Source organism: Pseudomonas sp. MT92 (genome assembly GCF_058792515.1).
The window spans coordinates 36,247-61,133 of record NZ_JBXAFA010000007.1 but is presented as its reverse complement, the minus strand read 5'-3'; the positions used below and the strand labels follow the sequence as shown (position 1 = coordinate 61,133).

The 24,887-nt window shown below is 57.4% G+C and carries 27 protein-coding genes; 10 read left to right on the top strand and 17 right to left on the bottom strand.

Annotated elements, in window-relative coordinates:
- Positions 1-14: 14 nt before the first annotated feature.
- From AC1Q6D_RS14695 to AC1Q6D_RS14660, 8 genes are all read right to left on the bottom strand, one after another.
- Positions 15-3,656: a transporter substrate-binding domain-containing protein gene (locus AC1Q6D_RS14695; RefSeq protein ID WP_103405337.1), complete on the bottom strand. Its 3,642-nt coding sequence runs from the start codon at positions 3,654-3,656 to the stop codon at positions 15-17.
- A gap of 8 nt (positions 3,657-3,664) precedes the next feature.
- Positions 3,665-4,291: a response regulator transcription factor gene (locus tag AC1Q6D_RS14690; protein ID WP_047527217.1), complete on the bottom strand. Its 627-nt coding sequence runs from the start codon at positions 4,289-4,291 to the stop codon at positions 3,665-3,667.
- A gap of 213 nt (positions 4,292-4,504) precedes the next feature.
- Positions 4,505-4,894: a response regulator gene (locus AC1Q6D_RS14685; RefSeq protein ID WP_103405338.1), complete on the bottom strand. Its 390-nt coding sequence runs from the start codon at positions 4,892-4,894 to the stop codon at positions 4,505-4,507.
- Positions 4,895-5,074: 180 nt separating this feature from the next.
- Positions 5,075-6,403: a deoxyguanosinetriphosphate triphosphohydrolase gene (locus AC1Q6D_RS14680; RefSeq protein WP_047527221.1), complete on the bottom strand. Its 1,329-nt coding sequence runs from the start codon at positions 6,401-6,403 to the stop codon at positions 5,075-5,077.
- Positions 6,404-6,571: 168 nt separating this feature from the next.
- Complete coding sequence (locus tag AC1Q6D_RS14675; RefSeq protein ID WP_103405339.1) at positions 6,572-7,735, bottom strand: EAL domain-containing protein; 1,164 nt, start codon at positions 7,733-7,735, stop codon at positions 6,572-6,574.
- Positions 7,736-7,861: 126 nt separating this feature from the next.
- A complete protein-coding gene (locus AC1Q6D_RS14670; RefSeq protein WP_047527226.1) occupies positions 7,862-8,206 on the bottom strand; it encodes a hypothetical protein in 345 nt (114 codons plus the stop codon).
- Positions 8,203-8,592 carry a phage holin family protein gene (locus tag AC1Q6D_RS14665; protein ID WP_047527227.1) on the bottom strand — a complete coding sequence of 130 codons (390 nt, stop codon included), beginning with the start codon at positions 8,590-8,592 and terminating at the stop codon, positions 8,203-8,205. Before AC1Q6D_RS14665 ends, AC1Q6D_RS14670 begins: the two co-directional genes overlap by 4 nt.
- Before the next feature lies 1 nt (position 8,593).
- Entirely contained in the window at positions 8,594-8,908 is a 315-nt protein-coding gene (locus AC1Q6D_RS14660; RefSeq protein WP_047527230.1) for an ElaB/YgaM/YqjD family protein, read from the bottom strand.
- A gap of 327 nt (positions 8,909-9,235) precedes the next feature.
- On the opposite strand from AC1Q6D_RS14660, the gene AC1Q6D_RS14655 reads away from it, so the two are divergent.
- From AC1Q6D_RS14655 to AC1Q6D_RS14635, 5 genes are all read left to right on the top strand, one after another.
- A complete protein-coding gene (locus tag AC1Q6D_RS14655; RefSeq protein WP_047527233.1) occupies positions 9,236-10,444 on the top strand; it encodes an ammonium transporter in 1,209 nt (402 codons plus the stop codon).
- 99 nt (positions 10,445-10,543) lie between these two features.
- Positions 10,544-10,780 (top strand): glutaredoxin family protein, encoded by a 237-nt coding sequence (locus AC1Q6D_RS14650; protein WP_047527235.1) that lies wholly within the window; start codon positions 10,544-10,546, stop codon positions 10,778-10,780.
- Between the two features lie 170 nt (positions 10,781-10,950).
- Entirely contained in the window at positions 10,951-11,268 is a 318-nt protein-coding gene (locus AC1Q6D_RS14645) for a hypothetical protein (RefSeq protein ID WP_047527238.1), read from the top strand.
- A 70-nt stretch (positions 11,269-11,338) separates the two neighbouring features.
- Entirely contained in the window at positions 11,339-12,229 is an 891-nt protein-coding gene (locus tag AC1Q6D_RS14640; protein ID WP_103406311.1) for a pseudouridine synthase, read from the top strand.
- Between the two features lie 160 nt (positions 12,230-12,389).
- Entirely contained in the window at positions 12,390-12,668 is a 279-nt protein-coding gene (locus AC1Q6D_RS14635) for a PA2433 domain-containing protein (protein ID WP_047527243.1), read from the top strand.
- A gap of 94 nt (positions 12,669-12,762) precedes the next feature.
- On the opposite strand, the gene AC1Q6D_RS14630 is transcribed toward AC1Q6D_RS14635, so the two are convergent.
- Complete coding sequence (locus AC1Q6D_RS14630) at positions 12,763-12,984, bottom strand: YgdI/YgdR family lipoprotein (RefSeq protein WP_047527245.1); 222 nt, start codon at positions 12,982-12,984, stop codon at positions 12,763-12,765.
- A gap of 77 nt (positions 12,985-13,061) precedes the next feature.
- On the bottom strand, positions 13,062-13,661 hold the full coding sequence (mobA, locus tag AC1Q6D_RS14625) for a molybdenum cofactor guanylyltransferase MobA (RefSeq protein ID WP_103406310.1): 600 nt from the start codon (positions 13,659-13,661) through the stop codon (positions 13,062-13,064).
- 90 nt (positions 13,662-13,751) lie between these two features.
- On the opposite strand from mobA, the gene moaB reads away from it, so the two are divergent.
- Together moaB and AC1Q6D_RS14615 are read left to right on the top strand one after the other, a co-directional pair.
- Entirely contained in the window at positions 13,752-14,291 is a 540-nt protein-coding gene (moaB, locus tag AC1Q6D_RS14620) for a molybdenum cofactor biosynthesis protein B (RefSeq protein ID WP_090318170.1), read from the top strand.
- Positions 14,275-15,501 (top strand): molybdopterin molybdotransferase MoeA, encoded by a 1,227-nt coding sequence (locus AC1Q6D_RS14615; protein WP_103406309.1) that lies wholly within the window; start codon positions 14,275-14,277, stop codon positions 15,499-15,501. Before moaB ends, AC1Q6D_RS14615 begins: the two co-directional genes overlap by 17 nt.
- A 64-nt stretch (positions 15,502-15,565) precedes the next feature.
- Here the strand turns inward: AC1Q6D_RS14615 and AC1Q6D_RS14610 are convergent, their stop codons facing one another.
- The gene (locus tag AC1Q6D_RS14610) at positions 15,566-15,877 is read right to left on the bottom strand and encodes a hypothetical protein (protein ID WP_047527253.1); all 312 of its coding nucleotides are present in this window, start codon (positions 15,875-15,877) and stop codon (positions 15,566-15,568) included.
- Positions 15,878-16,104: 227 nt separating this feature from the next.
- Here AC1Q6D_RS14610 and yegS point away from each other — a divergent pair, with 227 nt between their 5' ends.
- Positions 16,105-17,016 carry a lipid kinase YegS gene (yegS, locus tag AC1Q6D_RS14605; RefSeq protein WP_103406308.1) on the top strand — a complete coding sequence of 304 codons (912 nt, stop codon included), beginning with the start codon at positions 16,105-16,107 and terminating at the stop codon, positions 17,014-17,016.
- On the opposite strand, the gene AC1Q6D_RS14600 is transcribed toward yegS, so the two are convergent.
- From AC1Q6D_RS14600 to AC1Q6D_RS14590, 3 genes are all read right to left on the bottom strand, one after another.
- The gene (locus AC1Q6D_RS14600) at positions 17,000-17,659 is read right to left on the bottom strand and encodes a response regulator (RefSeq protein ID WP_047527256.1); all 660 of its coding nucleotides are present in this window, start codon (positions 17,657-17,659) and stop codon (positions 17,000-17,002) included. The two genes, yegS and AC1Q6D_RS14600, sit on opposite strands and share 17 nt — an antisense overlap.
- A complete protein-coding gene (locus tag AC1Q6D_RS14595; RefSeq protein ID WP_103406307.1) occupies positions 17,656-18,549 on the bottom strand; it encodes a sensor histidine kinase in 894 nt (297 codons plus the stop codon). Before AC1Q6D_RS14595 ends, AC1Q6D_RS14600 begins: the two co-directional genes overlap by 4 nt.
- A 492-nt stretch (positions 18,550-19,041) precedes the next feature.
- Positions 19,042-19,509: a hypothetical protein gene (locus AC1Q6D_RS14590; RefSeq protein WP_103406306.1), complete on the bottom strand. Its 468-nt coding sequence runs from the start codon at positions 19,507-19,509 to the stop codon at positions 19,042-19,044.
- A 462-nt stretch (positions 19,510-19,971) separates the two neighbouring features.
- Between AC1Q6D_RS14590 and AC1Q6D_RS14585 the strand changes: the two genes are divergently transcribed.
- A complete protein-coding gene (locus tag AC1Q6D_RS14585) occupies positions 19,972-20,907 on the top strand; it encodes a chemotaxis protein CheV (RefSeq protein WP_103406305.1) in 936 nt (311 codons plus the stop codon).
- 140 nt (positions 20,908-21,047) lie between these two features.
- Positions 21,048-21,854, top strand: coding sequence for an MOSC domain-containing protein (locus AC1Q6D_RS14580; RefSeq protein WP_103406304.1), 807 nt, complete (start codon positions 21,048-21,050; stop codon positions 21,852-21,854).
- A gap of 67 nt (positions 21,855-21,921) precedes the next feature.
- On the opposite strand, the gene ppnP is transcribed toward AC1Q6D_RS14580, so the two are convergent.
- The 3 genes from ppnP to AC1Q6D_RS14565 all read right to left on the bottom strand — a co-directional run bounded on the left by ppnP (position 21,922) and on the right by AC1Q6D_RS14565 (position 24,851).
- Positions 21,922-22,206: a pyrimidine/purine nucleoside phosphorylase gene (ppnP, locus tag AC1Q6D_RS14575; protein ID WP_103406303.1), complete on the bottom strand. Its 285-nt coding sequence runs from the start codon at positions 22,204-22,206 to the stop codon at positions 21,922-21,924.
- Positions 22,207-22,275: 69 nt separating this feature from the next.
- A complete protein-coding gene (locus tag AC1Q6D_RS14570; RefSeq protein WP_103406302.1) occupies positions 22,276-22,818 on the bottom strand; it encodes a 3'-5' exonuclease in 543 nt (180 codons plus the stop codon).
- Between the two features lie 71 nt (positions 22,819-22,889).
- Positions 22,890-24,851 (bottom strand): acetyl/propionyl/methylcrotonyl-CoA carboxylase subunit alpha, encoded by a 1,962-nt coding sequence (locus tag AC1Q6D_RS14565; RefSeq protein ID WP_103406301.1) that lies wholly within the window; start codon positions 24,849-24,851, stop codon positions 22,890-22,892.
- Between the last annotated feature and the right edge of the window lie 36 nt (positions 24,852-24,887).

Sequence of the window (24,887 nt, the reverse complement as noted above, 5' to 3'; positions counted from 1 at the left end):
GCGTCCAAGCATAGTTAAGGCTCTGTGATTTTGCTTCCGTCGTTTTGCCCAATTTGCTGCAGCAATGCCTGGTCCAATTCGAGCATGGCGCTCTCGATGGCCTTGCAGCATTCGGCCGTCCTGCCTGGCTCGAACTGGCTGCGGCAGGCCGCTTCGAGCGCTTCGCAGGTGTCGATCAATCGGGAGGCTTGAACGATTCGGGCGGCACCTTTGATCTTGTGGGCGATATCGAGAAAAACCTGCGGATCCGTGGACCCGGATAACGCCAGCAAGCTTTGTCGGTCCAGACGATTGCTATTGATCAGTTCGGTCAACAATCGTCGGTTCAGTACGGGATTGCCTCCTGTCATCAGTTCAAATCCTTGCAGGCTGAAAACGGGGGCGAGGACCATGGGCTCCATGCCCTCAACCCATTGACTCAAGGCCGTCAGGGTCAGCGGTTTGAACAGGCAATCGTCCATTCCGGCTTGTTTGCAACGTTGAATTTCTTCCGGCTGTGCATTGGCCGTAAATCCCAGCACGGTGCACGGGCGTTGTTGCGTTTGGCATTCCTGGCGGCGAATGGCGCGGACTAGCTCGTAACCATTCATGACCGGCATGTTGCAATCGGCAATGACCAGATCGAAGGTGCCGGCTTTCCATAGCTCGAATCCTGCCTGACCATCCTCAGCGACGCTGAATCGATGGCCCAGAAACTCCAGCTGCTGACACATGAGCAGGCGATTGGCCGCGTGATCATCGACTACCAGTACATTCAAGGGAGTTAATGCTGCGGGTGTTTCTGTTTCAACCATTTTCGGCCCAGGTTCACGTGGCAATGTGGGCAGGTGCAAGGTAATGCCCACTTGAGTGCCCAGCCCCGGCTGACTGCGTAACTGCAGGCTGCCCCCCATCCTTTCGCACAAACCGCGGCTGATCACCAGGCCAAGCCCGGTGCCGCCCCTGGCGGACTGTCCGGCGTTATCGGCCTGAGCGAAAGGCTCGAACAGGCGTTGCTGATCCTGTTCGCTGATTCCGATACCGCTGTCCTCGACCTGCAATTGCATTCGTACCTGGCCCGGCTCGGCGGACGGCTGCAGGTTGACGATAATCCTGACTTGACCGCGCTCGGTAAACTTGATGGCGTTGCTGACCAGGTTGGACAGCACTTGCTTGAAACGCAACGGGTCCAGCAGGACGTCGATCGGTGGGTTGGCCGGGTTGAACTCCAGCCGCAATTCGAGTCCTTTCTGGTGGGCCAGCCCATCGAAGTTACGTGCTACTGACGCGACGATTTCCTGCGGATTGACACGCTCCGGGCTCAGGCTCAAGTGCCCCGATTCGATGCGGGCGATGTCGAGAATGTCGCCGATCAATTCCAGCAAGTCTTTTGCCGAGTTGTACGCCACATCGATGGCTGGACGGTCCGGGTGATCCTGTTCGATACGCTTGAGCGTCAATTCGAGCATACCGATCACTGCATTCATCGGGGTGCGGATCTCGTGGCTCATGGTGGCCAGGAATGTGCTTTTGGCCCGGTTGGCTTCGTCGGCGCGTTCTTTCGCACAACGCAGATCATCGAACAGTTGCCGCCGTTCGCTGATGTCGATCCAGCCACCGATGATGCCTTGCACTTCGCCGCTAGAGTCACGGTAAGGGAGAATCCAGTGATAGATCGTCAACCGGCGTCCACCGATGTGCAGTTCACGATCGAGAATCAGGGGTGTGCCCTCGGCCACGACGCGCTGATAGTCGGCCTGATATTCCCGGGCTTCGAAGGCGTTGCTCATAGTGCCTTGAATGACACTTTTGCCAATGACGTCTTCGCGTTTTGCACTGAAGGCTTGCAAGTAGCTGTCATTGCAGCTTTGGAGCAGACCCTGGCGATCACGTACATAAATCGGATGTGGCGTGCCGTTGACCAGTGAACGCATGAATTCGAATTGATCGTTCAATGCACGCTCGGCCGCTTTGCGTTGATTGATCTGGCGCCGCATGTTTGCGTTCCAGGCCATGGAAATTAACAACAGCACGCCTGCGCCGATGACGATTTGATAGAACACCCGATGATAGGTGCGCCAGGTGCTTTGTGAGGATGCTGAATAACCACGCCAACGACTGTTGATAATCCCCAGTTCCTCCGGCGAGATGCTCAACAGCGCCTTGTTGAGGATGGCATTGAGTTCCTTGGCGTCGCGACCCGTGGCCAGAGAGAATGCCGCTTGCTCGGTGCCGATGGTGGTGCTGATTTGGAGGCTGTGCTCGAAGAGCCGCGATGAGATGAAGTAGTTGGCGATCACCAGAGAGCTCACTGCACCTTCTGCCTGGCCCTCGGCAAGCATTTCCACGGCACTGAACGTGTCCGGCATTTTGACGAGTTTTATCTGCGGGAACTCGGTACGCAAAAAATCTATCAGTGGATTGCCTTGGGCGATGGCCAGGCGCTTGTCATGAAGCTGCGTAAGATTGGCAGGGCTGTCCGCGGCTTTGCGCGTCAACAGGACATTGGAGTTTTGCAGATAGGGTCGACTGAAATTCAGCAGCCTTTCCCGTTTTGCGCTGGGCAGCAGTGCGGCGATCAGATCGGCCTGGTTGTTTCTGATCCGCTGAATCATGTCGCTGTCGCTTCGGCTGCGCTGGATCTCGAAGCGCAGACCGGTGCGCAGCCTGATGAGTTCAAGCAAGTCGGCGGCAACGCCGCGGAAGTTGCCGTCACTGTCGAAAAACGTCAATGGCGCAAGTGCTTCATTGACGACTACTCGGACCACCGGGTGTTGCGCCAGCCAGCGTTCTTCGCCGTAACTGAGCTCCAGCTTGTGATCGGTGAGCAGGATGTCGCTGCCGGCGCTCCACCGCTTGGCGATGTTTTCTCGTTCGCTGACAGGGATCGCGATGAGCGTCGTATTGATGATGCCGAGCAGTTCCGGGTTGTTCTTGTGCACCGCAAAACTGAATCCGTGGGCTTCGTGTTTGCCGAAGTTGGCCATGCGGATGTTGTTCAGGTAGCCCTTGTTGATCATGTAATGGGTCGAAATGGTATCGCCGAGAAACACGTCCGCCTGGTCGAAGGCTACGGCGTTGATCGCATTCTGATAGGAGGGATGGGAGGTAATGATCGCCTTCGGGTAGAGGGCCTTGACCTCCTCCAGCGGCAGATAGTGATACACCATGCTCAGGCGCAGACCGGCAAGGCCGTCAGTCAGTGATCGGGTTTCGCCTTCGCGTGTCACCAGGACCGGTTGGTCCACCGCGTAGGGCATGGACAATACGATGTCGGCATTGCTTGCTTCGAATCCATTGGCGGTGCCGAGCAAGTCAACCTCGCCGTTTTTGAGGGCTTCGATTGCGGCTCCCCGGGATGAGAAGCGTTGAACCTTGATGGGCAAGCCAGTGGCCTTGCCGAGTATGCCCGCATAATCGGCAGTGAAGCCTTCATAGTCGTGGCCGCTGAGGGTCAGGTCGAACGGTGGATAATCCGGTGCTGAGGTACCCAGAACCAATTCACGTTTGTTCCTGACCCATTGTCGTTGCGATGGATCCAGTTGGACTTCCAGATTTCCGGCCGTCGAGCGGCTGAGCAAGACGTAATCCTCACCATCCTGCGCCGCGAGCAATGAGGTGCTCAGGCATAAGCCTGCTGTCGTGAGTATCAGAAAATCCTTTAAACGACTGAGCATCCTGTTTCTCACACCAAAGCGTTACGTTTTGCCATTTCGATGAGTTCAACCAGGGATTTGGCCTTGAGCTTTTGCATGAGACGTTTTTTATAAGTGCTGACAGTTTTGTTGCTCAGAAACATGCCTTTGGCGATCTCCTTGTTGGTGCGGCCTTGGGCAAAAAGTTGCAATACCATCAGTTCCCTATCGTTTACTGATTTGAACAGTTCGAGTTCGGCGTAACGCGCTTCATCGCCGCGAACCGGGTTGAGCGCTTCACTTGGGAAATAGTTGTAACCTGACAATACTGCTTTAATGGCACTGATCAGTTCGCTCAGGTCTTCCTGTTTGCAGACATATCCAGAAGCGCCGGACTGCATGCAGCGAATACCGAAAAGTGTCGGGCATTGTGCCGTTAATACCAATGTTTTAAGTGGGGTACTCATTGCGTTGAAGCGGGCCAGTACTTCCAGGCCATCCAGCTTGGGAATGCTGATGTCGAGAATGACCAGGTCGGGCATGCATTCGCGAACCATCTGCATGGCGTCGACCCCATTATCAGTTTCGCCAACGACTTCATAACCTTCGTGTTCCAGCAGCATACGGACGGCAAGTCGGATGACAGGGTGATCGTCGACAATAAAAACGGAGTTCATAATAAAATTCCATGCAAGCTCAAATAAAGCGCGCACCTTAGCTCAGATAGTTGAGGTGACGTATGAACTGAGGTAGTCGTAGCGCCATTATAGGAATGTTCCTACATGCAAAAAGGAATAGGCCTACGTGTCAACTAGGTTTTTTATAAGGATCAATAAACTTTGTTAGGGTTTAGTTGTAATATTTAGTGCTGGTTTTTTGTTGTTTTTTTGTTATGGGATCAGGGTCAATAAATTTCTGAATTCGGATTGTTTCAAAGGCTTGATCAAGTAGCCCAGCAACGGGAGTCCATGGGTGTTTGCCATGTGTTCAAGTTGGTCCAGTTCGGCGGGTGTCAGGCTACTTAGAAGTATTGCCTGTTTGATCATCCCTTGATGACTGGCGAATTTGACCAGATCAAGGCCACAGAGATCGGGAAGACATTGGTCGCACAAAAGAATATCGAACGGTTGTGTGGCGGTGAGCATTAGTTGCAATGCACCTTGGGCACAGTCAGTGGTGGTTAGCTGGGTGAAGCCGTAACTCTCGAGCAGGTACTGAGTGGCTCTGAGCTGGAACGGGTGATCTTCCACCAACAAGATGCGCAGATTGTCTTTGATCATATTATTCACGCTTTTTCTATCGAACAAAGTAGGCGTGATTGTTCCGTGGGAAACGCGGATAAATCGATCAGTTCACTCGACAGGAGCTGTAGGGGATTTCCGCGAACCTTGAGCGCACTTGCAGTTTTCGGGGGACATCAGCCATTAAGGGGGGCGTAATGGCTGATGTTCCTGTTCCTGTCAGTGGCTAGAGCTACCGGTCATTTCCAGTGCCATGTCGCTGGCATAGCTGTCGGTCATGCCGGCGATGAAGTCGATCATGCGCAGGAACGACGCGTGTAACGGGCCGTTGGGGTCGGGTGCATTGTTGCCCAGCAGGTCGAGAACCCGCCGACTCTTGAACGATGGCGTCCGACCGCCGTGTTGCTCAAGTGCCGCGCCGCAGAAAGCGTTAAGCAGGATTTCCAGCGTGGTGTAGGCGCCGATTTCGTGCAGGGTCTTGCGCTTGTCCTGGAAGATTTTCTTGCGCGCCATGTCCTTGGCGTTCAGAACGCAGCGTTTGGCGGGGCCGTGCATGTGCTCTACCAAGTCGCCGTGCAGGGTGCCGGCCAGCAGTGCGTCCTGTTGCTCGACAAAGGCCCGGGCCGCCGCATTGGTCAAATGCTCGATGGCTTTGCCTCTCAGGATCGCCAGTTTGCGCCGACGAGAATCCTGCGGACCGAGCTGGCGATAGGTTTCCGGCAGGTCATCGCCCACCAGATTCAGCAACAGGGACTCGACTTCGGTGTATTCCAGCAGCTCCATTTCCAGGCCGTCTTCGAGATCGATCAACGCGTAGCAAATGTCATCGGCGGCTTCCATCAGATACACCAGCGGATGACGCGCCCAGCGTTGCTCTTCGAGTTGCGGCAGGCCGAGTTTGTGAGCGATCTGTTCCAGTAGCGGCAGCTCGCTCTGATAGCAACCGAATTTGTGTTTTTTGTAACCCAGCGAGTCGGCGTGCCGGGCCGTCCATGGATACTTCAGGTAGGTGCCGAGGGTCGCGTAGGTCAGACGCGTCCCACCGTCGAACTGGTGATATTCAAGCTGCGTCAGCACTCGGAAACCTTGGGCATTACCTTCGAAATTGAGGAAGTCACTTCGTTCCGCTTCGCTCATTGCGTCCAGCCAGCCACGGCCGGCGGCTTGCAGGAACCAGTGCCGAATCGCATCTTCACCGGAATGCCCGAACGGCGGATTGCCGATGTCATGTGCCAGGCAGGCTGATTGCACCACCATTCCAAGGTCACTGGGTTCGCACCAGTCGGGCAGGGCGCCGCGGATGGTTTCGCCGACACGCATGCCCAGTGATCGACCGACGCAGCTCACTTCAAGGGAATGGGTCAGGCGGGTGTGGATATGGTCGTTGCTCGAAACCGGATGAACCTGGGTTTTGCGCCCGAGGCGGCGAAACGCACCCGAAAAAATGATGCGGTCATGGTCTTTGTGAAAGGGGCTGCGACCGAGTTCTTCCGGACTGTGCAGCGGTTTTCCAAGGCGTTCACGGGTAAGCAGGGTGTGCCAATCCAAGGCTGGTTCTCTCCGTCAGGTGACTGATTGCTTTAGCTTCCCGGTTCGCATCAGGACCTGCAAGGGAAAAACACGCCTACCTGCAGGTGCAAGACTTGCCGGCGATGGTGGTGCATCGGGCGCTGCAACGTCGAGTCAGCTGTCGCCATCGCCGGGCGGTCTCGGCTCCTAGAGCCCGACGGCATCGATATCGATCAGCAGCAAGCGTTCGCCATTGTCGAAAAATTGCCCGGCGGTGAGGCAGTACTGATTGCTGGTGGCGTCGCGGTAAGTGTTGGAAAGGGTCAGTCGACGCTCATCCCAGCCCTCGGCCAACAGATGATAGAAATAGGGGCGCCACGACCAGTTGTGGCCCAGATAACGGTCATCGGCGACCCAGCCGTTATTGCGCCATTCAAGGTTTGGTGTCAGTTGGGTTCCGTGCCGGTCGCATTGGTAGAAGCGCAACAGCCAGGGAAAGGCGTCCAGTTGGGGCAGGGCGCTGAGCGGGGCGCGGTTTTGTGCCCAGGCTTGCAGGATCGCCATCAGTTCGCCAAGTTGCTGGCGCATGTTCATCAAGCGACCACGCTCGGCCAGCTTTTGCTGAACATAACGCTGGCGCAGTTGTGCAAAGCGCTCGACAAAGGCGTCGGTGGCGAAGAATTCCTCTTGCGCCCCGGCAAACAGAAAACCCTGCACGTAGCGTGAGCCGCATTCCAGGGCAAAATTCAGTTGGGCTTCGGTTTCCACGCCTTCGGCGATGATCCAGCAACCGGTTTTCTCGGCCATCAAGGCCAGGGCCTTGACCACGTCAGTGCTGGGCCCACCCAGCGCCGCCGCCTGGAACAGGCGCATGTCGAGTTTGAGAATGTCTGGCTGCAACGCCAGAACACGATCGAGTTGAGAGTAGCCGGCACCGAAATCGTCGATGGCGATCCGTGCGCCGGCCTGACGGTAACGTGTCACCACTTGGGCCAGGCGCTGGATATCGCCCCCCAGTTCCGTGATCTCGAAGACGATTCGCCGTGGATCGATGCCCTGACTGCTCAGTTGCTTGAGGCTCGGCAGCGGCTGGTCCGGACGCAGGCGGCTGATCCAGCGGGGTGAAATGTTCAGGCTCAAGAACCAGTCGGAAGGCGCTTCATGCAGACGCCTCAAGGCGTCATCGCGCAATTGGCGATCCAGCCGACGCAGGATGATGGCGTTTGTTCGCGGGTCGGCGAACAGCGGACCCACTGACGCCAATTGACCGTCGGCTTGCCGCAGTCGACCCAGTGCCTCTACACCCGCGATACGGCCGGTAGCGGTATCGATGAACGGCTGAAAGCAAGCGAGCGGTTGCCCGTCGATCACGAGGCCTCCTTAGCAGATCTTGTTTTTGGAATGAGCCTGATCACCGGGTGGGCGAACAGGACTGAACCCCTCTATAAAGAGGCTCAGCCCGTGCGTGTTGCAAGAATGCAGCCAGATAACGATGGTTTACTGTTTACGCGATGAGCCTTGCAAGATCAGCTTGATCAGGGGCACCAATGTGGTGCCAAGGCGAACCAGCCGGGTCAGGCTGCTAAGACCTCCGCCGTTTTTTGCGCCCTTGCCGGTCAGGAAACCGAGCAACGTTACGGCGGCTACGCCCCAGAGCGGAGCGTGCTTGATGCCGAAGCCGTCCTGCAGGCTTTGCGTCATCCCGCGCACACGGTTCAGGGGTTGTAGCAGTTGCGCGGACTCGTGGCGGATTTCCTGGCGATGCATTTCCATGCGCAGGCGAATCAGCGCCTTGCGCATCTCTGTGCGCGTGCTGTTTCGAGGCAGTTCAGGCAGGCTCATGGCAGCAGGCGCTCCCGGTCATTGGCCAACTCTTCCAGAGTGCCGTGGAAGGGAGAGGACTCATCGAAGATCGCCGCTTTCAGGCGCAGGCCACAGAAGAGGGCGGCGAGGGCGTAAAACACACAGAGCCCAATGATGGCCGGCAGGCGATAGGTGTCCCAGAACAGGATCAGCACCAGCGTCGACAACCCCACCAGCAACAGCAACGCAAACACCAGCGCCAACCCGGCAAACAGCAACAGGCTTACGGTGCGGGCTTTTTGTTCCTGCAGTTCGATGCCGAACAGCTCGACATGGCTGTGCAGCAGGCCCAGGAATGCAGCGCCCAGGCGCCGCGGTGAGGAGCTTTGCCCCGTCTCGGACGAACCGGATTCACCGATTGCCATATCAGCGCCGCGTCGCCAGCAGGCCAATCAGGAAGCCGACGCCGGCCGCGATCCCGACCGATTGCCATGGGTTGGCCTGGACATAATCCTCGGTGGCAGTGACGGCTGCCTTGCCGCGGTCACGCAGGGAGTCTTCGGTCAGTCGCAAGGTTTCGCGGGCACGCAGCAGACTGTCGTGGATCTGGTCGCGCAGCTCGTCGGCCTGATCACCGGCCAGGGTGGCGGTGTGTTCGAGCAACCGTTCGGTGTCGTTGACCAGAGTCTGAAAATCGCTCATCAGGATTTCTTGAGCAGTCTTTGCCTTGATGCTGGCCATGGGTGATCTCCATAAGTGGCTTCTGAAACGTTCGAGTATGAGCCTTGGATGAAGGTTCAGTACAAATGACTGGTACAACTTTTGCTATGTCGTGGTGCGTCAGTCTGCGCCGTTGCGCTGTCGCTGGGCATGATTTCAGTAAAACCTTAACTCAAACAATCAAAACCCGTGAAATTGTCCCGGTCATCGTTGGCCATGACGAACCCTGTGCGCCAAATCGGTTCATTGGGGTGACCTGCTCGATGCGGGAAGGTCACAACTTGGTGCATGGATTGCCCGCACGAACTGCTTTGGTGCTTTTTTCAGCCTTAAAGGTCTGCCAAATCCATGGAAAATCTGCAAAGTGCTGTGGACAGTCTGGTCCATAGCTCCAATACATTGTTCATACTGATCGGCGCCGTCATGGTACTGGCCATGCACGCCGGTTTTGCCTTTCTTGAAGTCGGAACGGTTCGCCAAAAAAACCAGGTTAACGCGCTGTCCAAGATCCTCAGCGACTTCGCCGTTTCAACCCTGGCTTACTTCTTTATAGGCTATTGGATTTCCTACGGCGTCACTTTCATGCAACCGGCCGCGGTGATCAATGCCGATCACGGTTATGGCCTGGTGAAGTTTTTCTTTCTGCTGACCTTTGCGGCGGCGATCCCGGCGATCATTTCCGGGGGCATTGCCGAACGCGCCCGGTTCGTCCCGCAGTTGTGCGCGACCGCCTTGATCGTAGCGTTCGTCTATCCCTTTTTCGAGGGCATGATCTGGAACGGCAACTTTGGCTTGCAGGCCTGGTTGCTGGAACGTTTTGGCGCAGGTTTCCATGATTTTGCCGGCTCTGTGGTAGTCCATGCCATGGGCGGTTGGCTGGCGCTCGCGGCGGTGCTGTTGCTGGGGCCGCGTAATGGCCGTTATCGCGAAGGACGCCTGGTGGCGTTCGCGCCTTCGAGCATTCCCTTTCTGGCGTTGGGTTCATGGATCCTGATTGTCGGCTGGTTCGGTTTCAACGTCATGAGCGCCCAAACCCTGCAAGGTGTCAGTGGATTGGTGGCGGTAAACTCATTGATGGCCTTGGTTGGCGGCACCGTGGCGGCATTGATCGTCGGGCGCAATGACCCGGGCTTTCTGCACAACGGTCCATTGGCCGGGCTGGTGGCCATCTGTGCCGGTTCCGACCTGATGCACCCGGTGGGCGCGCTGGTGACCGGTGCGATTGCCGGTGCGTTGTTCGTCTGGTGTTTCACCGCCGCTCAAAGCAAGTGGCATATCGACGATGTGCTGGGTGTCTGGCCCCTGCATGGCCTGTGTGGCGCGTGGGGCGGTATCGCTTGCGGCATCTTCGGTCAGGGTGCGCTGGGTGGGTTGGGTGGGGTGAGCCTGATCAGCCAGTTAATTGGTACCGCTTTGGGCGTTGGCGTGGCATTGACCGGTGGTTTTGCGGTGTATGGCGTGATCAAGGCGCTCCATGGTCTGCGGTTGAGCCAGGAGGAGGAGTATTACGGTGCAGACTTGTCGGTACACAAGATTGGTGCCGTCAGTCAGGATTGAGACTGCAGAAATTCACGTTTCAAGGCAGAGGATTCAATGGCTCGACGGCTTTTCGGGGCAGGCCTAGAATAAGCACTTCATTTTTTAGGTTGAGCGCTCATGCTTCCTGAATGTCAGTTGTTCGGCACCCTCGGGTGCCATCTCTGTGAAGTGGCCGAAGCCATGCTGATGGAATTTGTTGAGCGCGGCTTGCTGGTGGAACTGGTGGATATCGCTGAGGACGAGACCTGGTTCGAAGCCTACAGCCTGCGCATTCCTGTTTTACGGCGGGTCGATAATGGCGCGGAGCTAGGCTGGCCGTTCAGTGCCGATGACGTGGTGGCGTTCCTGCGATAAACGTTTTTTGCGATGGCCTGTTCCCGCCTGTCGATCTTCGCGAATGATCCCCTTGGCTTAATCAATGCGATTCGGATACTGTATGCGCATACAGTTATCCGGATTGCCGCCCTTGTTACCCCTGACTTCAGGGTTTGAGCAGGCGAGCCCGGGCGTGAGAGGGATGAATCGTGGTCAATGTCGAACAATTGAAAAGCAGCGTGAACCGGATGTCGGTGGACGTAGTACGCGAAGCGGTTCTCGAACTGCGTCTTGATGGTCTGGTGACGGAAGGCAAAACACCCTTCAACAAACTGCATTTCAACACCTGTTTTGCAGAAATCGAAGCCTTGTTTCAGCGCGCTGGCTATCACCGGCAACTGGACGTCGTGGGCTACCAGGGTTTGTTGTATGCGCTTTATGACCCGGCGCGCTGGGAAGCGGTCGATGTGCTGCGCTGGCTCAAGGAATACACAGAAGCCGCAGCGCGCAAGCAGATTCCTGCTTGAGAATCTCTTCTAGGCTCACTCCTGTCTCTGTCGGATAATGCCGCCCTGCATTGAGGGTTAGAGCTTTCGTATGTCCACTTCAACTTTTTCGGCTGCACACCACCAGGCGAGCACGCTCTATTTGCCCCCCGGCCCGTGGAAGACCGTGCTCGACTGTCTGTGCGAGCACTTCAGTGCCATCGGGCGTGAACAATGGCTGGATCGAATTGCCCGCGGCCGCGTCCTCGACGGGCATGGTGTGCCCATCTCCGTTGACCTGCCTTACAGGGAAGGCCTGAGAATTCACTATTTTCGCGAAATACCGGGCGAGAAAACGATCCCGGTGGTCGAGTCGATTTTGTACGCGGATGAGCACCTGGTCGTGGCAGACAAGCCGCACTTTCTGCCTGTGACTCCGGCGGGGGAGTATGTGGAGCAGACCTTGCTCAGACGGCTGATTCGTCGCCTGGATAACCCGCACCTGGTGCCCTTGCATCGAATTGACCGGCATACCGCCGGGCTTGTGTTGTTTTCTGCCAACCCGCAGAGCCGATCGGCGTATCAGTCGTTGTTTCCTGCGCGGCAGATCGAGAAACGGTACGAGGCCATTGCCGGGGCATTGCCTGATCTCTCATTTCCCTTGGTGCACAAGAGCCGTCTTGTCGATGGCGAGCCTTTTTTCCGCATGCAGGAAGGGCCGGGCGCCAGCAATACCGAGACAGCCGTCGAGGTCAGGGAGAAAAACGGGGATCTCTGGCGTTATGGACTTTACCCGGTGACAGGCAAGAAGCATCAGCTGCGGGTACACATGACGGCGCTGGGTGCGAGCATTTGTAATGATCCGTTTTATCCCCGGGTTCTCAAGGATGTCGAGGATGACTACGCCAATCCTTTGAAGCTGCTGGCCCAAGGACTGAAATTTGTCGATCCGGTCACGGGGCAGGAACGAGAGTTCGAGAGCGCCATTACCCTTCAATGGTGATGAACCAGGGCGTTTTATTTAGCCGTGCCTGCAAAAATATCGAATTTAAGGGCCGCTCTACAGTCAGTTGATAAGGCCTCGCGATCTTGGCTTTCAACGACCTCGGCATAGCAGCCGGATCGCCCGGTAGCACCGAGACCTATCGTGCAAGGAAACCCCCATGAAACGTACCGCTTTCGCTGGAATATTCATTTGCGCTGCAATGTTGGCCTCTCCTGCATTCGCCGCAGACAACAATCTATGCACCGCCAAGCTTCAGGAGCTCAAGGACAAAGTCACGAGCCTGCCAGCCACCTCTGAAAACACCACCATGGAAATCAGGCGGTTGTTGGCCAGTGCCGAAGCGTCCAAGCTTGCCGGGGATAACACAAAATGCGTTACCGAAGCGACGCAAGCCCTGTCACGCGCGGATAAGCTGAGCAACGAACCGAATCCGTAATCGCGTCAATCCGATTCGGCTTCATGAATTTGATGCAGACAAAAAATGCCCCGACGAGTCGGGGCATTCTTGTATCAGGTGTCCGCTGCGCGAATTACAACTCTTTAACGGTACGAACCTGATCCTTATTGATGCGGGTCTGTTTGCCATCCAGTTGTTCGAATTCGTAGAAGCCCGAATCCTTGTCATAGTGTGGCGTGTCGACGGCCTGGATTTCGCGACCGTCGTTCAAGGTGATTACTGCAGGTGACGCGCAACCGGCCAGGGTAGCTAGACCCAGTGCGAGCATGAAAGTGGCCAGGATCCGTTGAGTCATGGGTGTATCTCCGAAAATGAATTCTTTTGGTTACTGAGCTTGAGACGTATGCAGAACGTGCAAGTTCCTTGATAGGTTCAGTCTGACACAGTGTTGTGCGCGCTTAACAGTTCCGGTGTGTTGAGATTGGCCAGACGTGGATCATTATCAGGACACTGCAATGCGGTAGCGCCCAGTTTGCGCATAAGTCGGCCCGGGCTGCGCTCGCCGTCGTTCCAGGCGCTTTCGAAGTCAGCGCGAAGTGCCACGGGAATGACGCATAGCAGAGGTTCCCAGTGCTCGCCATGGCGCAGCATCAACGGCTTGTCGGGATGCTGGTTGGCGGTTTCGCGCATGCTGTTGACCAGGGCGGCATCGATGCGTGGAACATCACACGGCAAGACCAGCAGATGTGTATGGCGAGCGGCTTTCAATCCTGCACGAATGCCGGCCAACGGCCCGGGAAAGTCACCTTCGTCGTCATGCACCAGTTGATCGGCATAAGGCGCGTATTTTTCCGGGTTCCGGTTGCAGGAGATGATCAGGTCATCGCTCAGTGGCCGTGTCTTGCGATGCAGATGTGCAATCAGCGGTTCACCGTGCCAGTCCAGCAACCCTTTATCCTGCCCTCCCATGCGCTGGCCGCGACCGCCTGCCAGGAGCAGAATGGAGCAGGGCGGCAACTGATTCGAAGTCATGGCGGTTCTCCATCAGACATGGGAGGGCGGCGAAAAAATGAGGCGCTGTGATATAACACCGGGCTGTTTCTCCTACAACTGGACGAGCCTATGAAAGCCAAGGCTGATGTACCTTTCGCGCCGCTCAACATTGCGGTGCTGACTGTCAGCGATACCCGTACCCTGGAAACCGATACCTCAGGCCAGGTCTTCGTCGACCGCTTGACGGCTGCCGGCCATAACCTGGCCTCCCGGGTATTGCTTAAAGATGACCTCTACAAAATTCGCGCGCAAGTCGCCAACTGGATTGCCGATGATGTGGTGCAGGTCGTGCTGATCACCGGCGGCACCGGTTTTACCGGTCGCGACAGCACCCCGGAAGCGGTGAGCTGCCTGCTCGATAAACAAGTCGATGGCTTCGGTGAGTTGTTCCGGCAGATTTCGGTGGCGGACATCGGCACCTCCACTGTTCAGTCCCGCGCCCTGGCCGGTCTGGCGAACGGGACGCTGGTCTGCTGCCTGCCAGGCTCGACCAATGCGGTGCGCACGGGTTGGGATGGCATTCTTTCCGAACAACTGGACTCGCGCCATCGCCCCTGTAATTTCGTGACTCATTTGAAACAGGCGGCACCCTGTGAATCCCGTGGGTAAACCGGGCAAGACCGGCAGCCTGATGCCGGTCGAGGTGGCGCTGGCGCGCCTGCTGGAATTGGCCGACAACTCCCGGATTCACGAGCGTGAACGCTTGCCGTTGGCGCAGGTGCAAGGCCGTGTGCTGGCGGACGATTTGGTGTCGACCCTTGATTTGCCCCCATGGCCCAACAGCGCCATGGACGGTTATGCCTTGCGCCTGGCTGACTGGACGGGTGAGCCGTTGGTTGTCAGTCAGAAGATATTTGCCGGACAGGCACCCGAGCCATTGCAGCCGGGTACCTGTGCCAGAATCTTCACGGGTGCCCCTGTACCGGCGGGTGCTGACTGCGTCGAGATGCAGGAAAACGCGGTCATCCAGGCGAATGAGCGAGTACATTTCACCGAAACCATGACCCTTGGGCAAAACATCCGCCCACAAGGTCAGGAAACCACCATCGGTGAACTGATTTTGCCGGCGGGGACTCGTCTGGGGCCGATCGAGCAAGGCCTGGCGGCTTCGCTGGGGTGTGCCGAGCTGGACGTGATTCGTAAGGTTCGTGTCGCGGTTCTTTCCACCGGGGACGAATTGATTGAACCAGGGCAGGCGCTGGGGCCTGGCCAGATCTATAACAGCAACCGTGTGTTGCTCTGCAGTTGGTTACAGCGTTTGGGTTGCGAAGTGATCGATGCCGGTATTCTGCCGGATGACCTGACCACCACGCGAGCGCGCCTTGGCGAGTTGAAGGATGTCGATCTGATTCTCTCGACGGGGGGCGTATCGGTAGGTGAGGCGGACTTTTTGGGCATTGCCCTGCGGGAAGAGGGTGAGTTGGCATTGTGGAAACTCGCCATCAAACCCGGAAAACCACTGACATTCGGGCACTTCCGTGGCGTTCCGGTCATTGGCTTGCCCGGCAATCCGGCATCAACCCTGGTGACCTTTGCCTTGCTGACACGGCCCTATCTCCTGCGTCGTCAGGGGGTAAAGGAAGTCGAGCCGTTGAAAGTGCAGGTACAGGCAGGATTTGACTGGCTCAAAGCCGGCAATCGACGCGAGTATTTGCGCGGTCGCCTGGAGAATGGTCGGGCGATCATCTACAGGAACCAGAGTTCCGGGGTGTTGCGCAGCGCCGCCTGGGCCGATGGACTGGTTGAGGTGCTCGAGGATCGTACGCTTGTCGTAGGTGACAGTGTGTACTTCATACCGTTGAGCGAAGTCCTGGGCTGACCCGGTGAACAATCTTCGTCTTGCAAGCCCGGTTGATCGAACCGGGTTTTGCGTTGATGAGGCTTTAATTCGCCAGAAGCAGTGTCACGAGCTGCTCGAAACGACTATTGGCGATCCAGCCGAGAAGCCCGAGGACTACGGCTGTGCCGCCAGCCGAATAGGCGAGTCGGTGCTTGATGGATTTGAGGTCACTGCGAATGTCTTCCATGTCCCTTCGGATGCACTTGAGGCGTGTTTCCAGTTCAGTGACGCGAGGTTCCATATCAACTTCTCCGTTGAGTTTCATGCTGTTTTTGATTTCAGCCGGCTGGTTGGCCTGTTTCTCTGCGAGTGGTGCGACCGGAAACACCGATAGGCTGGAGTGATGGCTCTGCATGGCACGTCCTTGTGTTTGTGCTGCTGATCACTAAAAACCGAAGGCACCAAAGTGGACCAATCACACTTTCTGGTCAATTGAGCCGATTCCTCACGTTTTGTAAGAAAAATCCTGCTGCATAGGGTTCAAGTCGACTCGACTGGAAATAATTCAATTGCTTGCGACTTTTATCGGTAGCGTCGCGGTCAACATCTCCCATAGGCCAATCAATCCCGGGAGTGACACCGATGAGCGAACGCAAGGCGCTGTTGATATTGCATGGTAAGCAGGCGCTCAACGAGGCAGTGCGTGCTGCCGTCGAAAGCAAGCGCGAGCAGGGTTGGGAACTGGCTGTCCGGGTGACCTGGGAGGCCGGTGACGCACAGCGGCTGGTGGATGAAGCACTGACCGCCGGCTACCGGCAAATCATTGCTGGCGGTGGCGATGGCACGTTGCGTGATATTGCCGAGGCCATGGCGGCGCATTCGACCGGGGCCAGCCTGGTGCTGATGCCTCTGGGAACCGCCAATGATTTTGCCCGCGCCGCCGGTATTCCACTGGAGCCGGATCAGGCACTGGAACTTCTGGAGCGTGCGCCCAGTGCCATCGATCTGGGGGACGTGGGCGGGCAAGTGTTCTTGAACATGGCCACGGGCGGTTTCGGCAGCCAGGTCACCGCCAATACCTCGGAGGAGCTGAAAAAAGTCCTCGGTGGCGCTGCGTATCTCTTCACGGGTCTGTCACGTTTCAGTGAGTTGCACGCGGCTTATGGCGAGTTGCACGGGCCGGATTTTCACTGGAGTGGCGAGCTGTTGGCGTTGGGCATCGGTAATGGCCGGCAGGCGGGAGGTGGCCATGCGTTATGTCCGCAAGCGCTGGCGGACGACGGTCTGCTCGATATCAGCATTTTGCCGGCACCGCAGGAACTGGTGGGCACCTTGAAAAACCTGCTGGCCGATGGCTTTGGTATCGACAACATGTTCGTACGGGCACGCCTGCCTTGGGTCGAGATCAAGGCCTCCGAAGGCCTGCACATCAACCTCGATGGCGAGCCGCTGGAAGGTGACAACCTGCGATTCTCGGCTCGACCGGGGGCGCTACGGGTGCATCTGCCCGAGCATTCGCCGTTGTTGGGCGCCAGTGTTAATCGTCCAGACTGATGATCTGCTCGCGCACGGCGAATAAAACAAGGCCTGCCACATCGAAGATCTGCAAGCGTTTCATGATCTGCGAGCGATGGGTTTCGACAGTCTTGACGCTCAGGCCCAGGCCGTTGGCGATTTCCCGGGTGGATTTTCCCCGAACAATCAAACGAAGGATTTCCAGCTGACGGGGCGTCAGGTTGTGCGAATCAGCGGATTCCGTCTGGTTTTTCTGGGTTCGGGTCAGCGCCTGGTTGATAACCGTATGGGCGATGGCCGGGCTCAGGTAACGTTCGTTGTTTCGCAACGCCTCCAGCGCCTGTTCCAGTTCAGTGGCTGTGGTGTCCTTTAGCAGGTAGCCATGGGCACCCGATTCCAGCGCCTGCATGATCAGTGCCGGGTCGGTGTGCATCGACAGGATCAGCACCTTGGCCTGTGGGCGTATCCGCTTGAGCTGCTGCAAGGCTTCAACGCCGCCGGTTTGCTTCATGGAGATGTCCAGCAGCACGATATCCGGGGACAGATGCTCGACCATCGCGAGCAATTGCGAGCCGTCATCGGCCTCGCCAATGACCGCGTAGCCAGGAAGGTCGAGCACCAGGGCGCGTACGCCAGCCCTGATCAGCGAGTGGTCATCCACCAGAAGTAAGTTACAAGTCAATGTATAACCTTTTTCGTACTGGCCCGTTCGAGCGCGCGAGGTGCCCAAGGGAGGAGAGCTTCGATTTGAGTGCCTTTGCCCGGTTCGCTGGTCACGGTCAGTGTGCCACCCAACTGAGCGATCCGTTCCGACATCCCGGCCATACCACGTTGCCCCTCGCGACCGGGATCTGTAGCCGGCGCAAACCCCAGGCCGTCGTCACTGATCAGCAGCGACAGGCCTTGCGGCAAGCGCTGGAGGCAGACCAGAAGGTTTTTCGCTTCGGCATGTCGCAGTATGTTGGTGATCGCTTCCTGAGTGATTCGAAAAGCGGCCACTGCCATCTCTTCCGGGATGCCCGTCAGGCGTTGATGGCATTCAAGGCTCCAGTGTACCGACGTATTGGTCAGCGTCTTGAGCAAATGTGCACGCAGGCTGGCTTCCAGCCCAAGGCTGGTCAGTTGTCGGGGATTGAGGATGGCCGATACATCGCGAACTTTGGTCAGGGTTTCGTCCAGCGTATCGCAGAGCACCGAGCATTGTCCCTGCAGGTCTTCCGGCATCCGGCGCCTGAGCCAGTCACTTTGAAGCTTTGCTGCCGTCAGCAACTGACCGATGTCGTCATGCAGTTCGCGGCTCAGTCGATGACGCTCGTTTTCCTGAACCTGCAGCAAGCGGTCGGCCAACTCCTGAGGCTGGAATTTGATCGACTTGCGCGACAGGTGATACTGCATCCAGACGCAACCCAGTGCCGCTATGTTGAGCACCAGCAAACCTGGTGGCAGATACGCGGACAGGCTGTAGATCAGCAGATTGCCGAGCGTCGAGGCGGCGCACAGAGCAAGGGTGAACCGACTTGCATTTTCTCTGGAAGGTGGCCACTTGGCGATGGACTTGAGGCTGGCGTGCATAGCGGATGGAGCCAATGGATGTTCGCTGCGGGCAGACCGGTCATGCAAGCTGACGGGTCAATGTTTTTTAGTATCAGGCATCGATTTCAACGGGGCGTATTCTGAATAAGAAGTCCAGTCTGGAACTTGATCGGATTACGACCGTCTGCAATCACGTTGCCATTACTTGACGCAAACTATTGGGCGGCATAATACCACTTAAGATACCGTTGGTCGCGTACGCGATAGATGTCCCTGGAGTCAGGAAACACGAGTCCAAACCCTGGCTCCAGCCAGCAAAAAGGAGGCTGTTTCGTCGGCGCATGGGGGGGCGTTTGTCTATAGGTTTTTGTCATTTAATATCAGGCAAAACCCTAGGCTGTCGGCTGTCGAGGAGATTAGTTATTTGTTGGGGGTTGTCGCTTAAATATGCAATAGCCAGTTGCGATGTGTGTTTGCTCAAGTTACTGAGTCGTCATCGGGAAAAAAAGAAATACGGGGCGTTCTGTCGTTTTAAGTCTGTTCAGCATAGGAAATGATTGTGAAGGGTTTGGAGTTAATCGGTGGCCGAAACTGACTTTGTCCAACCTGACAGGCAAACGCTTCAATCAGGGTGGTCTGTTCACTTTCATCAAGGCTGAGCTGGCCGGTTTTCTGGTCGATGAGTTCGAGTTGCCAGGCAATCAGTGTCAGGCAGTCTTTCAGCGCGCTCAGGGCCTCGTCATGCAGATCCATATGATTCTGCGCATGATTGAGCAAGCCGTGTATGTGTAAGGAGAATTCTGAAACAGCGGCCAGCGCCAGGGCATCGGCCTTGTTGGCCAGCTTGAGGAGGGTACTGAGCATGCAGTCGATCGCGTCCTTGTCATTGCTGATCAGTTGCAAATGACTCAGGCATTCCTCGGTCTTGGCCAGGAGTGTTTCAGCTTCGACGAGAAATTCAGGGATCCGCTGTGCCCATTCATTGCGATTGTTCGGCATGCTTATCTCCACAACGTCATGACTAATGAGGGGATGTCGCGCGTGTCGATCAGGACGGACAGCGTCCCGACGTAACCGTTTGGTCGTGGGATCGCACTACGACCTGCTGGAGTGCGGGCAGTAGTAATCGAAAGGGTGGCTGGCCACTTACCTGCAATCGCACACACAAGCCTGACTCCATTCATGCAATGAGAATGGCGTCACATTAATGGCTATTGGATATTGCGAATATCAGGTTTTACCTGATTGATGCTAGGGGAATCCCTTACGCAAAGGAACCGAACGCGAAAGCTGTGGTCGCGTTGCAGGAGTGTAGCAGATGAAATCACAACGCCAGTAAAGCATGATGTTAATGTGACATCAATGCCTGTGCGTGGCATTTTGCAAGGGGTCAAGCTCCGGCAAAAACAGCCGATAACCCTCCAATAGTGAATTCATCAGAACAAGCCCAGGAGTCATTGAATGGCCGGCATTCTCGATACGGTAGACCAACGTACGCAACTGGTGGGTGAGAATCGCCTGGAAATTCTCATGTTCCGGCTGGCCGGACGGCAATTGTTTGCGATCAACGTCTTTAAAGTGCAGGAAGTCCTGCAACTGCCGAAGCTGACCCTGATGCCTCAGCGTCACCCGTTCGTTTGTGGCGTGGTCAACCTGCGTGGCCAGACCCTGCCGGTGATTGACCTGTCCCAGGCCATCGGCATGCGTCCACTGGTGCCAGGCCCGAACAGCACGATCATCGTCACCGAGTACAACCGTTCGGTACAGGCATTCCTGGTGGGGGGTGTGGACCGTATCGTCAATATGAACTGGGAAGCCATTCTGCCGCCGCCGACCAGCGCCGGTCGTCAGCATTACCTGACCGCCATCAGCAAGGTCGATGATCAGTTGGTGGAAATCATCGACGTTGAAAAAGTCCTGGCGGAAATCGTCCCGTACAACGCCAAGGTGTCGCGCGACAAGCTCGACGATCCGGTGCTGGAGCGTGCCCGTGGTCGTGAAGTGTTGCTGGTGGATGACTCGAATGTGGCCCTGTCGCAGTTGCGTGACACCCTGGGGCAGTTGGGCGTGAAGATGCACATTGCCAGCGATGGCTTGAAGGCGCTGAACATGCTCAAGGGCTGGGCCGATACCGGCGTTAACATGACCGACAAACTGCTGATGGTTTTCACCGACGCGGAAATGCCGGAAATGGACGGCTATCGCCTGACCACCGAGATCCGCAACGATCCACGTCTGCGAGGCCTGTATGTGGTGTTGCATACGTCTTTGTCCGGCAGTTTCAACGACTCCATGGTCAAGAAGGTTGGCTGCGATAATTTCCTCTCCAAGTTCCAGCCCGACAAACTCGTCGACGTGGTGCGTCAGCGCCTGATGCTTGACGCCGTGCCGGCCTGACCGCGCCCGCAAACAACCTGTGGAGCCGGCTGAGTCTGTGACGTCGCTTTATCCGGCGAGCCGCTCCCACTGTTTTTTGGCCTTTGATTCAGCGATCAAGCTCGTATAGGGTGGCGTTTTTACCTCCCAGGGAGCTGGTCATGTTGCGTCTGAGCGCGCTTTATCGTTATCCGTTGAAATCTGGCAAGGGTGAGCCTTTGCAGCAGGTCAGCCTCGACAAACTGGGGCTGGACGGAGATCGACGCTGGATGCTGGTCGACGAGGCCAGCGGGCGCTTTCTGACCCAGCGTGCGGTGGCGCAGATGAGCCAATTGTCAGCGTTGTGGAATGCTGAAGGCGGCTTGACCCTCAGCGCCCCCGGCCACCCACCGATCGATATCGCCTTGCCCGCAAGCGACGCCGAACTGCGTGGCGTCACCATCTGGCGCGACACCCTGCGTGTGCCCGATGCCGGCGATGAAGCGGGCGCATGGGTCAGCCAATTCATTGGCAAACCGACCCGCCTGGTACAAGTGCCATTGGATCGTGCGCGCATGACCGAGGCCGGTTATGGCAAGGACGACGATCAGGTGGCGTTTGCCGATGGGTATCCGCTGCTGCTGATCGGCCAGGCATCGCTGGAAGACCTGTCGCAAAAAGTCGGACGTGAGCTGGAAATGCTGCGTTTTCGGCCGAATCTGGTGATCGAAGGCAGCGAGGCGTATGCCGAGGATAGCTGGAAGCGCATTCGCATCGGCGATGTCGAGTTCCGGGTGGTCAAGTCGTGCGCGCGTTGCATTTTGACCACCATCGATCCGCAGACCGGCGAGCGCAGCGCAGATCGCGAACCCTTGGCCTCCCTACAGAAGTACCGGTCTGAAGCCGATGGCGCGATGTTCGGCCAGAATCTGGTCAATGACGGCAATGGCCGGCTGCAAGTCGGTATGCCGGTGACCATCCTCGAGTAACGGCGCTCAATAAAAATGCCCGAGTCCTTGGACACGGGCATTTTTTTGCTGCTGTGAAACCCGGGGGTTAGCCGCGGTATTCGCACAGGTAAGCGGTGGTGACGGCCACTTTCACCTTGAACTTGCTATTGGCCGGAACGTTGAACTGTTCACCGGCGTTGAAAGTTTCCCATTCGGTGCTATCCGGCAGTTGAATGGTCAACGCGCCGGACACCACGTGCATGATTTCACGCTGGCTGGTACCGAAGTCGTAGTTACCCGGAGCCATGACACCGATGGTCGCCTGACCTTCAGCGTTGTCAAAGGCGATCGACTTGACGTTGCCGTCGAAGTACTCGTTGACTTTAAACATGGGCGATTCCTCGAAAAGGGCTAAAAAGGGCCGGCCAGTATGCACAAGGCCCAACGCCGAGTCACCTCTCTAAAGGGGAAGAACCAGTGGCAGCAGCCGTGCGGTATTGCGCGCATCTTCCAGCGCCCGGTGTTGCTGGCCGGTGAACTGCAAACCCGCCAGTTGCAGGGCACCATTGAGCCCCAGCGGACGCTCCAGGCGTCGGACCTTGGCAAAGCGCTGCTTGAGGTTCATGTGTTGCACCTTGGCCAGTGCACTGTCGATGTGCAGGCGCTGCCATTCCTGAAGCAGCTGTTTGCGATCGTAGTCGCCCCAACTGGCCCAGCCTTCAAGGTGCGTGCGATGTTGGCCGAGCCAACGCTCGAACGATTCCCATACCTCGTCCAATGGCTGCGCGGCATCGATATTGGCCTGGGTTATGTGGGTCAGTTCCCGGCAAAACGATGTCAGTAACGGACGCCGTGCCGGTTTGACGAAGCGCTGGAAGTGGTCCAGCTCCCGGCCCTTGCGGTCCACCAGGCTGGCGCCGATTTCGATGATTTCCATTTCCGTGATGGGCCAGCCACCTTCATCGGTGGTGGCTTCCAGATCAATGACCAGCCAGTGAGGCATTGCAGGGTTCCTGGTATCCGCGTCTTGATAGGGCTTGAGCGTAGCCAAACCCGGCGGATCCGCCTAGCGGCTTATTCGACCTCCAACAGAATCTGCCGGTTTTTCACCTGATCGCCCACCTGCACCTGCAAGCGCTTGAGGACGCCGTCGATACCCGACTTGAGCGGATGCTCCATCTTCATGGCCTCCAGCACCACCAGCAATTGGCCTTTGCTCACCGGGCTGCCTTCATGGACCAGCACATCGACGATCGCTCCGTCCATTGGCGCCTTTAAGGTGCCGGAACTGACGCTGGCCAGACTGCTGACCAGCGCCTGGGTCCGGTCTGTCAGGCTCAAACTGCCCGGGCGGGTGAACAGGCAGAGTTGCCGGGCTTCCAATCGGTAGGCATGGCGCTTGCGGATGCCGTCGATTTCCAAAGTGGCCCAGCGTCCGTCGCATTCGATGATGTTCAGATCCAGGCTGCGGGTCGCGATCCGAATCCGGTAGGCCTTGCCCGGCATAGCCTTCAGCTCTACCGACCACGTCTGATCCTCCAAACCCAGACAATACTGGAGCGGCACACTGGCGTTGTTGCGCCAACCGGCCAGCGGGGCGCGATGCGATTGAGCAGAGGCCTGATAGAACAGCGCCGCGGCAATCGCCAGTTCCTCGGCGCCGGGGACGTGTGGGTGAAGGCAGGTATGGTCGGCGAAATGCTGCGCGATGAACCCGGTGCTGAATTTGCCGCTGATGAATTGTGGATGATCCAACAGGCTGGCGAGCAAACGCTGATTGCTCTGCACTCCCAGCAGCACGGTGTCCTGCACCGCTCGCAGTAACTTGCGCCGGGCTTCCTCGCGGGTGGCGCCATGGGCGATGATCTTGCCCAGCATGGGGTCATAGAAAGGGCTGATCTGCTGGCCTTCGATCAGGCCATGGTCGATCCGTGCACCGCTTTGCGCGGCCGGTTCCCAGGCGTCGACGCGCCCGGTCTGCGGCAGAAAACCCTGGGCCGGGTCCTCGGCATACACCCGGACTTCCATGGCGTGGCCGTTGAGTTGCACCTGTTCCTGACGCAGCGGCAAAGGCTGCCCCTCGGCGATATTCAGTTGCCAGGCCACCAGATCAAGCCCGGTGATCAGCTCCGTCACCGGATGCTCCACCTGCAGCCGCGTGTTCATTTCCAGAAAGAAAAACTGTCCGCGCGCATCCAGCAGAAACTCCACCGTACCGGCACCAACGTAATTCACCGCGCGCCCTGCCTTGAGCGCCGCTTCACCCATGGCCTGGCGCAGCTCGGTGGTCATGACCGGGCAGGGGGCTTCCTCGATGACCTTCTGATGGCGGCGTTGAATCGAACAATCCCGTTCGCCGAGGTAGATCAGGTTGCCGTGCTGATCGCCGAACAATTGCACTTCGACATGCCGTGGTTCGATCAGGGCCTGTTCGAGGATCAGTTCTTCGCTGCCAAAACCGTGCAGGGCTTCGGAGCGCGCGGTGCGAAGCTGCTCCGGCAAGTCGCCGGCCGTGTGTACCAGGCGCATGCCGCGTCCGCCACCGCCAGCGCTGGCCTTGATCATCAGCGGATAGCCGATGCGTTCGGCTTCGCGGCTCAGGGTTGCGTCGTCCTGTTCGGCACCTTGATAGCCTTTGATGCACGGCACACCGGCCTCGAGCATGGCGATCTTCGACAGGCGTTTGCTGCCCATCAACTCAATCGCCTCGGGGCTGGGGCCGATGAAGGTAATGCCGGCGTGCTGACAGGCGAGGGCGAAACCGGCGTTTTCCGAGAGAAAGCCATAGCCGGGATGGATCGCATCCGCGCCCGTGCGCCGGGCGGCCTCGATGATGGCCGGGATATTCAGATAAGACTGTTGCACCGCAGCCGGGCCAATGTTCACCGCTTCGTCGGCCATCCGCACATGCAGCGCATCGGCGTCGGCATCGCTGAACACGGCGACGGTGCGGTAGCCCAGGGCCTGGGCGGTGCGCTGGATGCGGCAGGCGATTTCACCGCGGTTGGCGATGAGGATTTTCTTGAGTGCGGGCATGGGTTTTTCCCTTGGTTTTGCGGTGAAAGTGCTGGC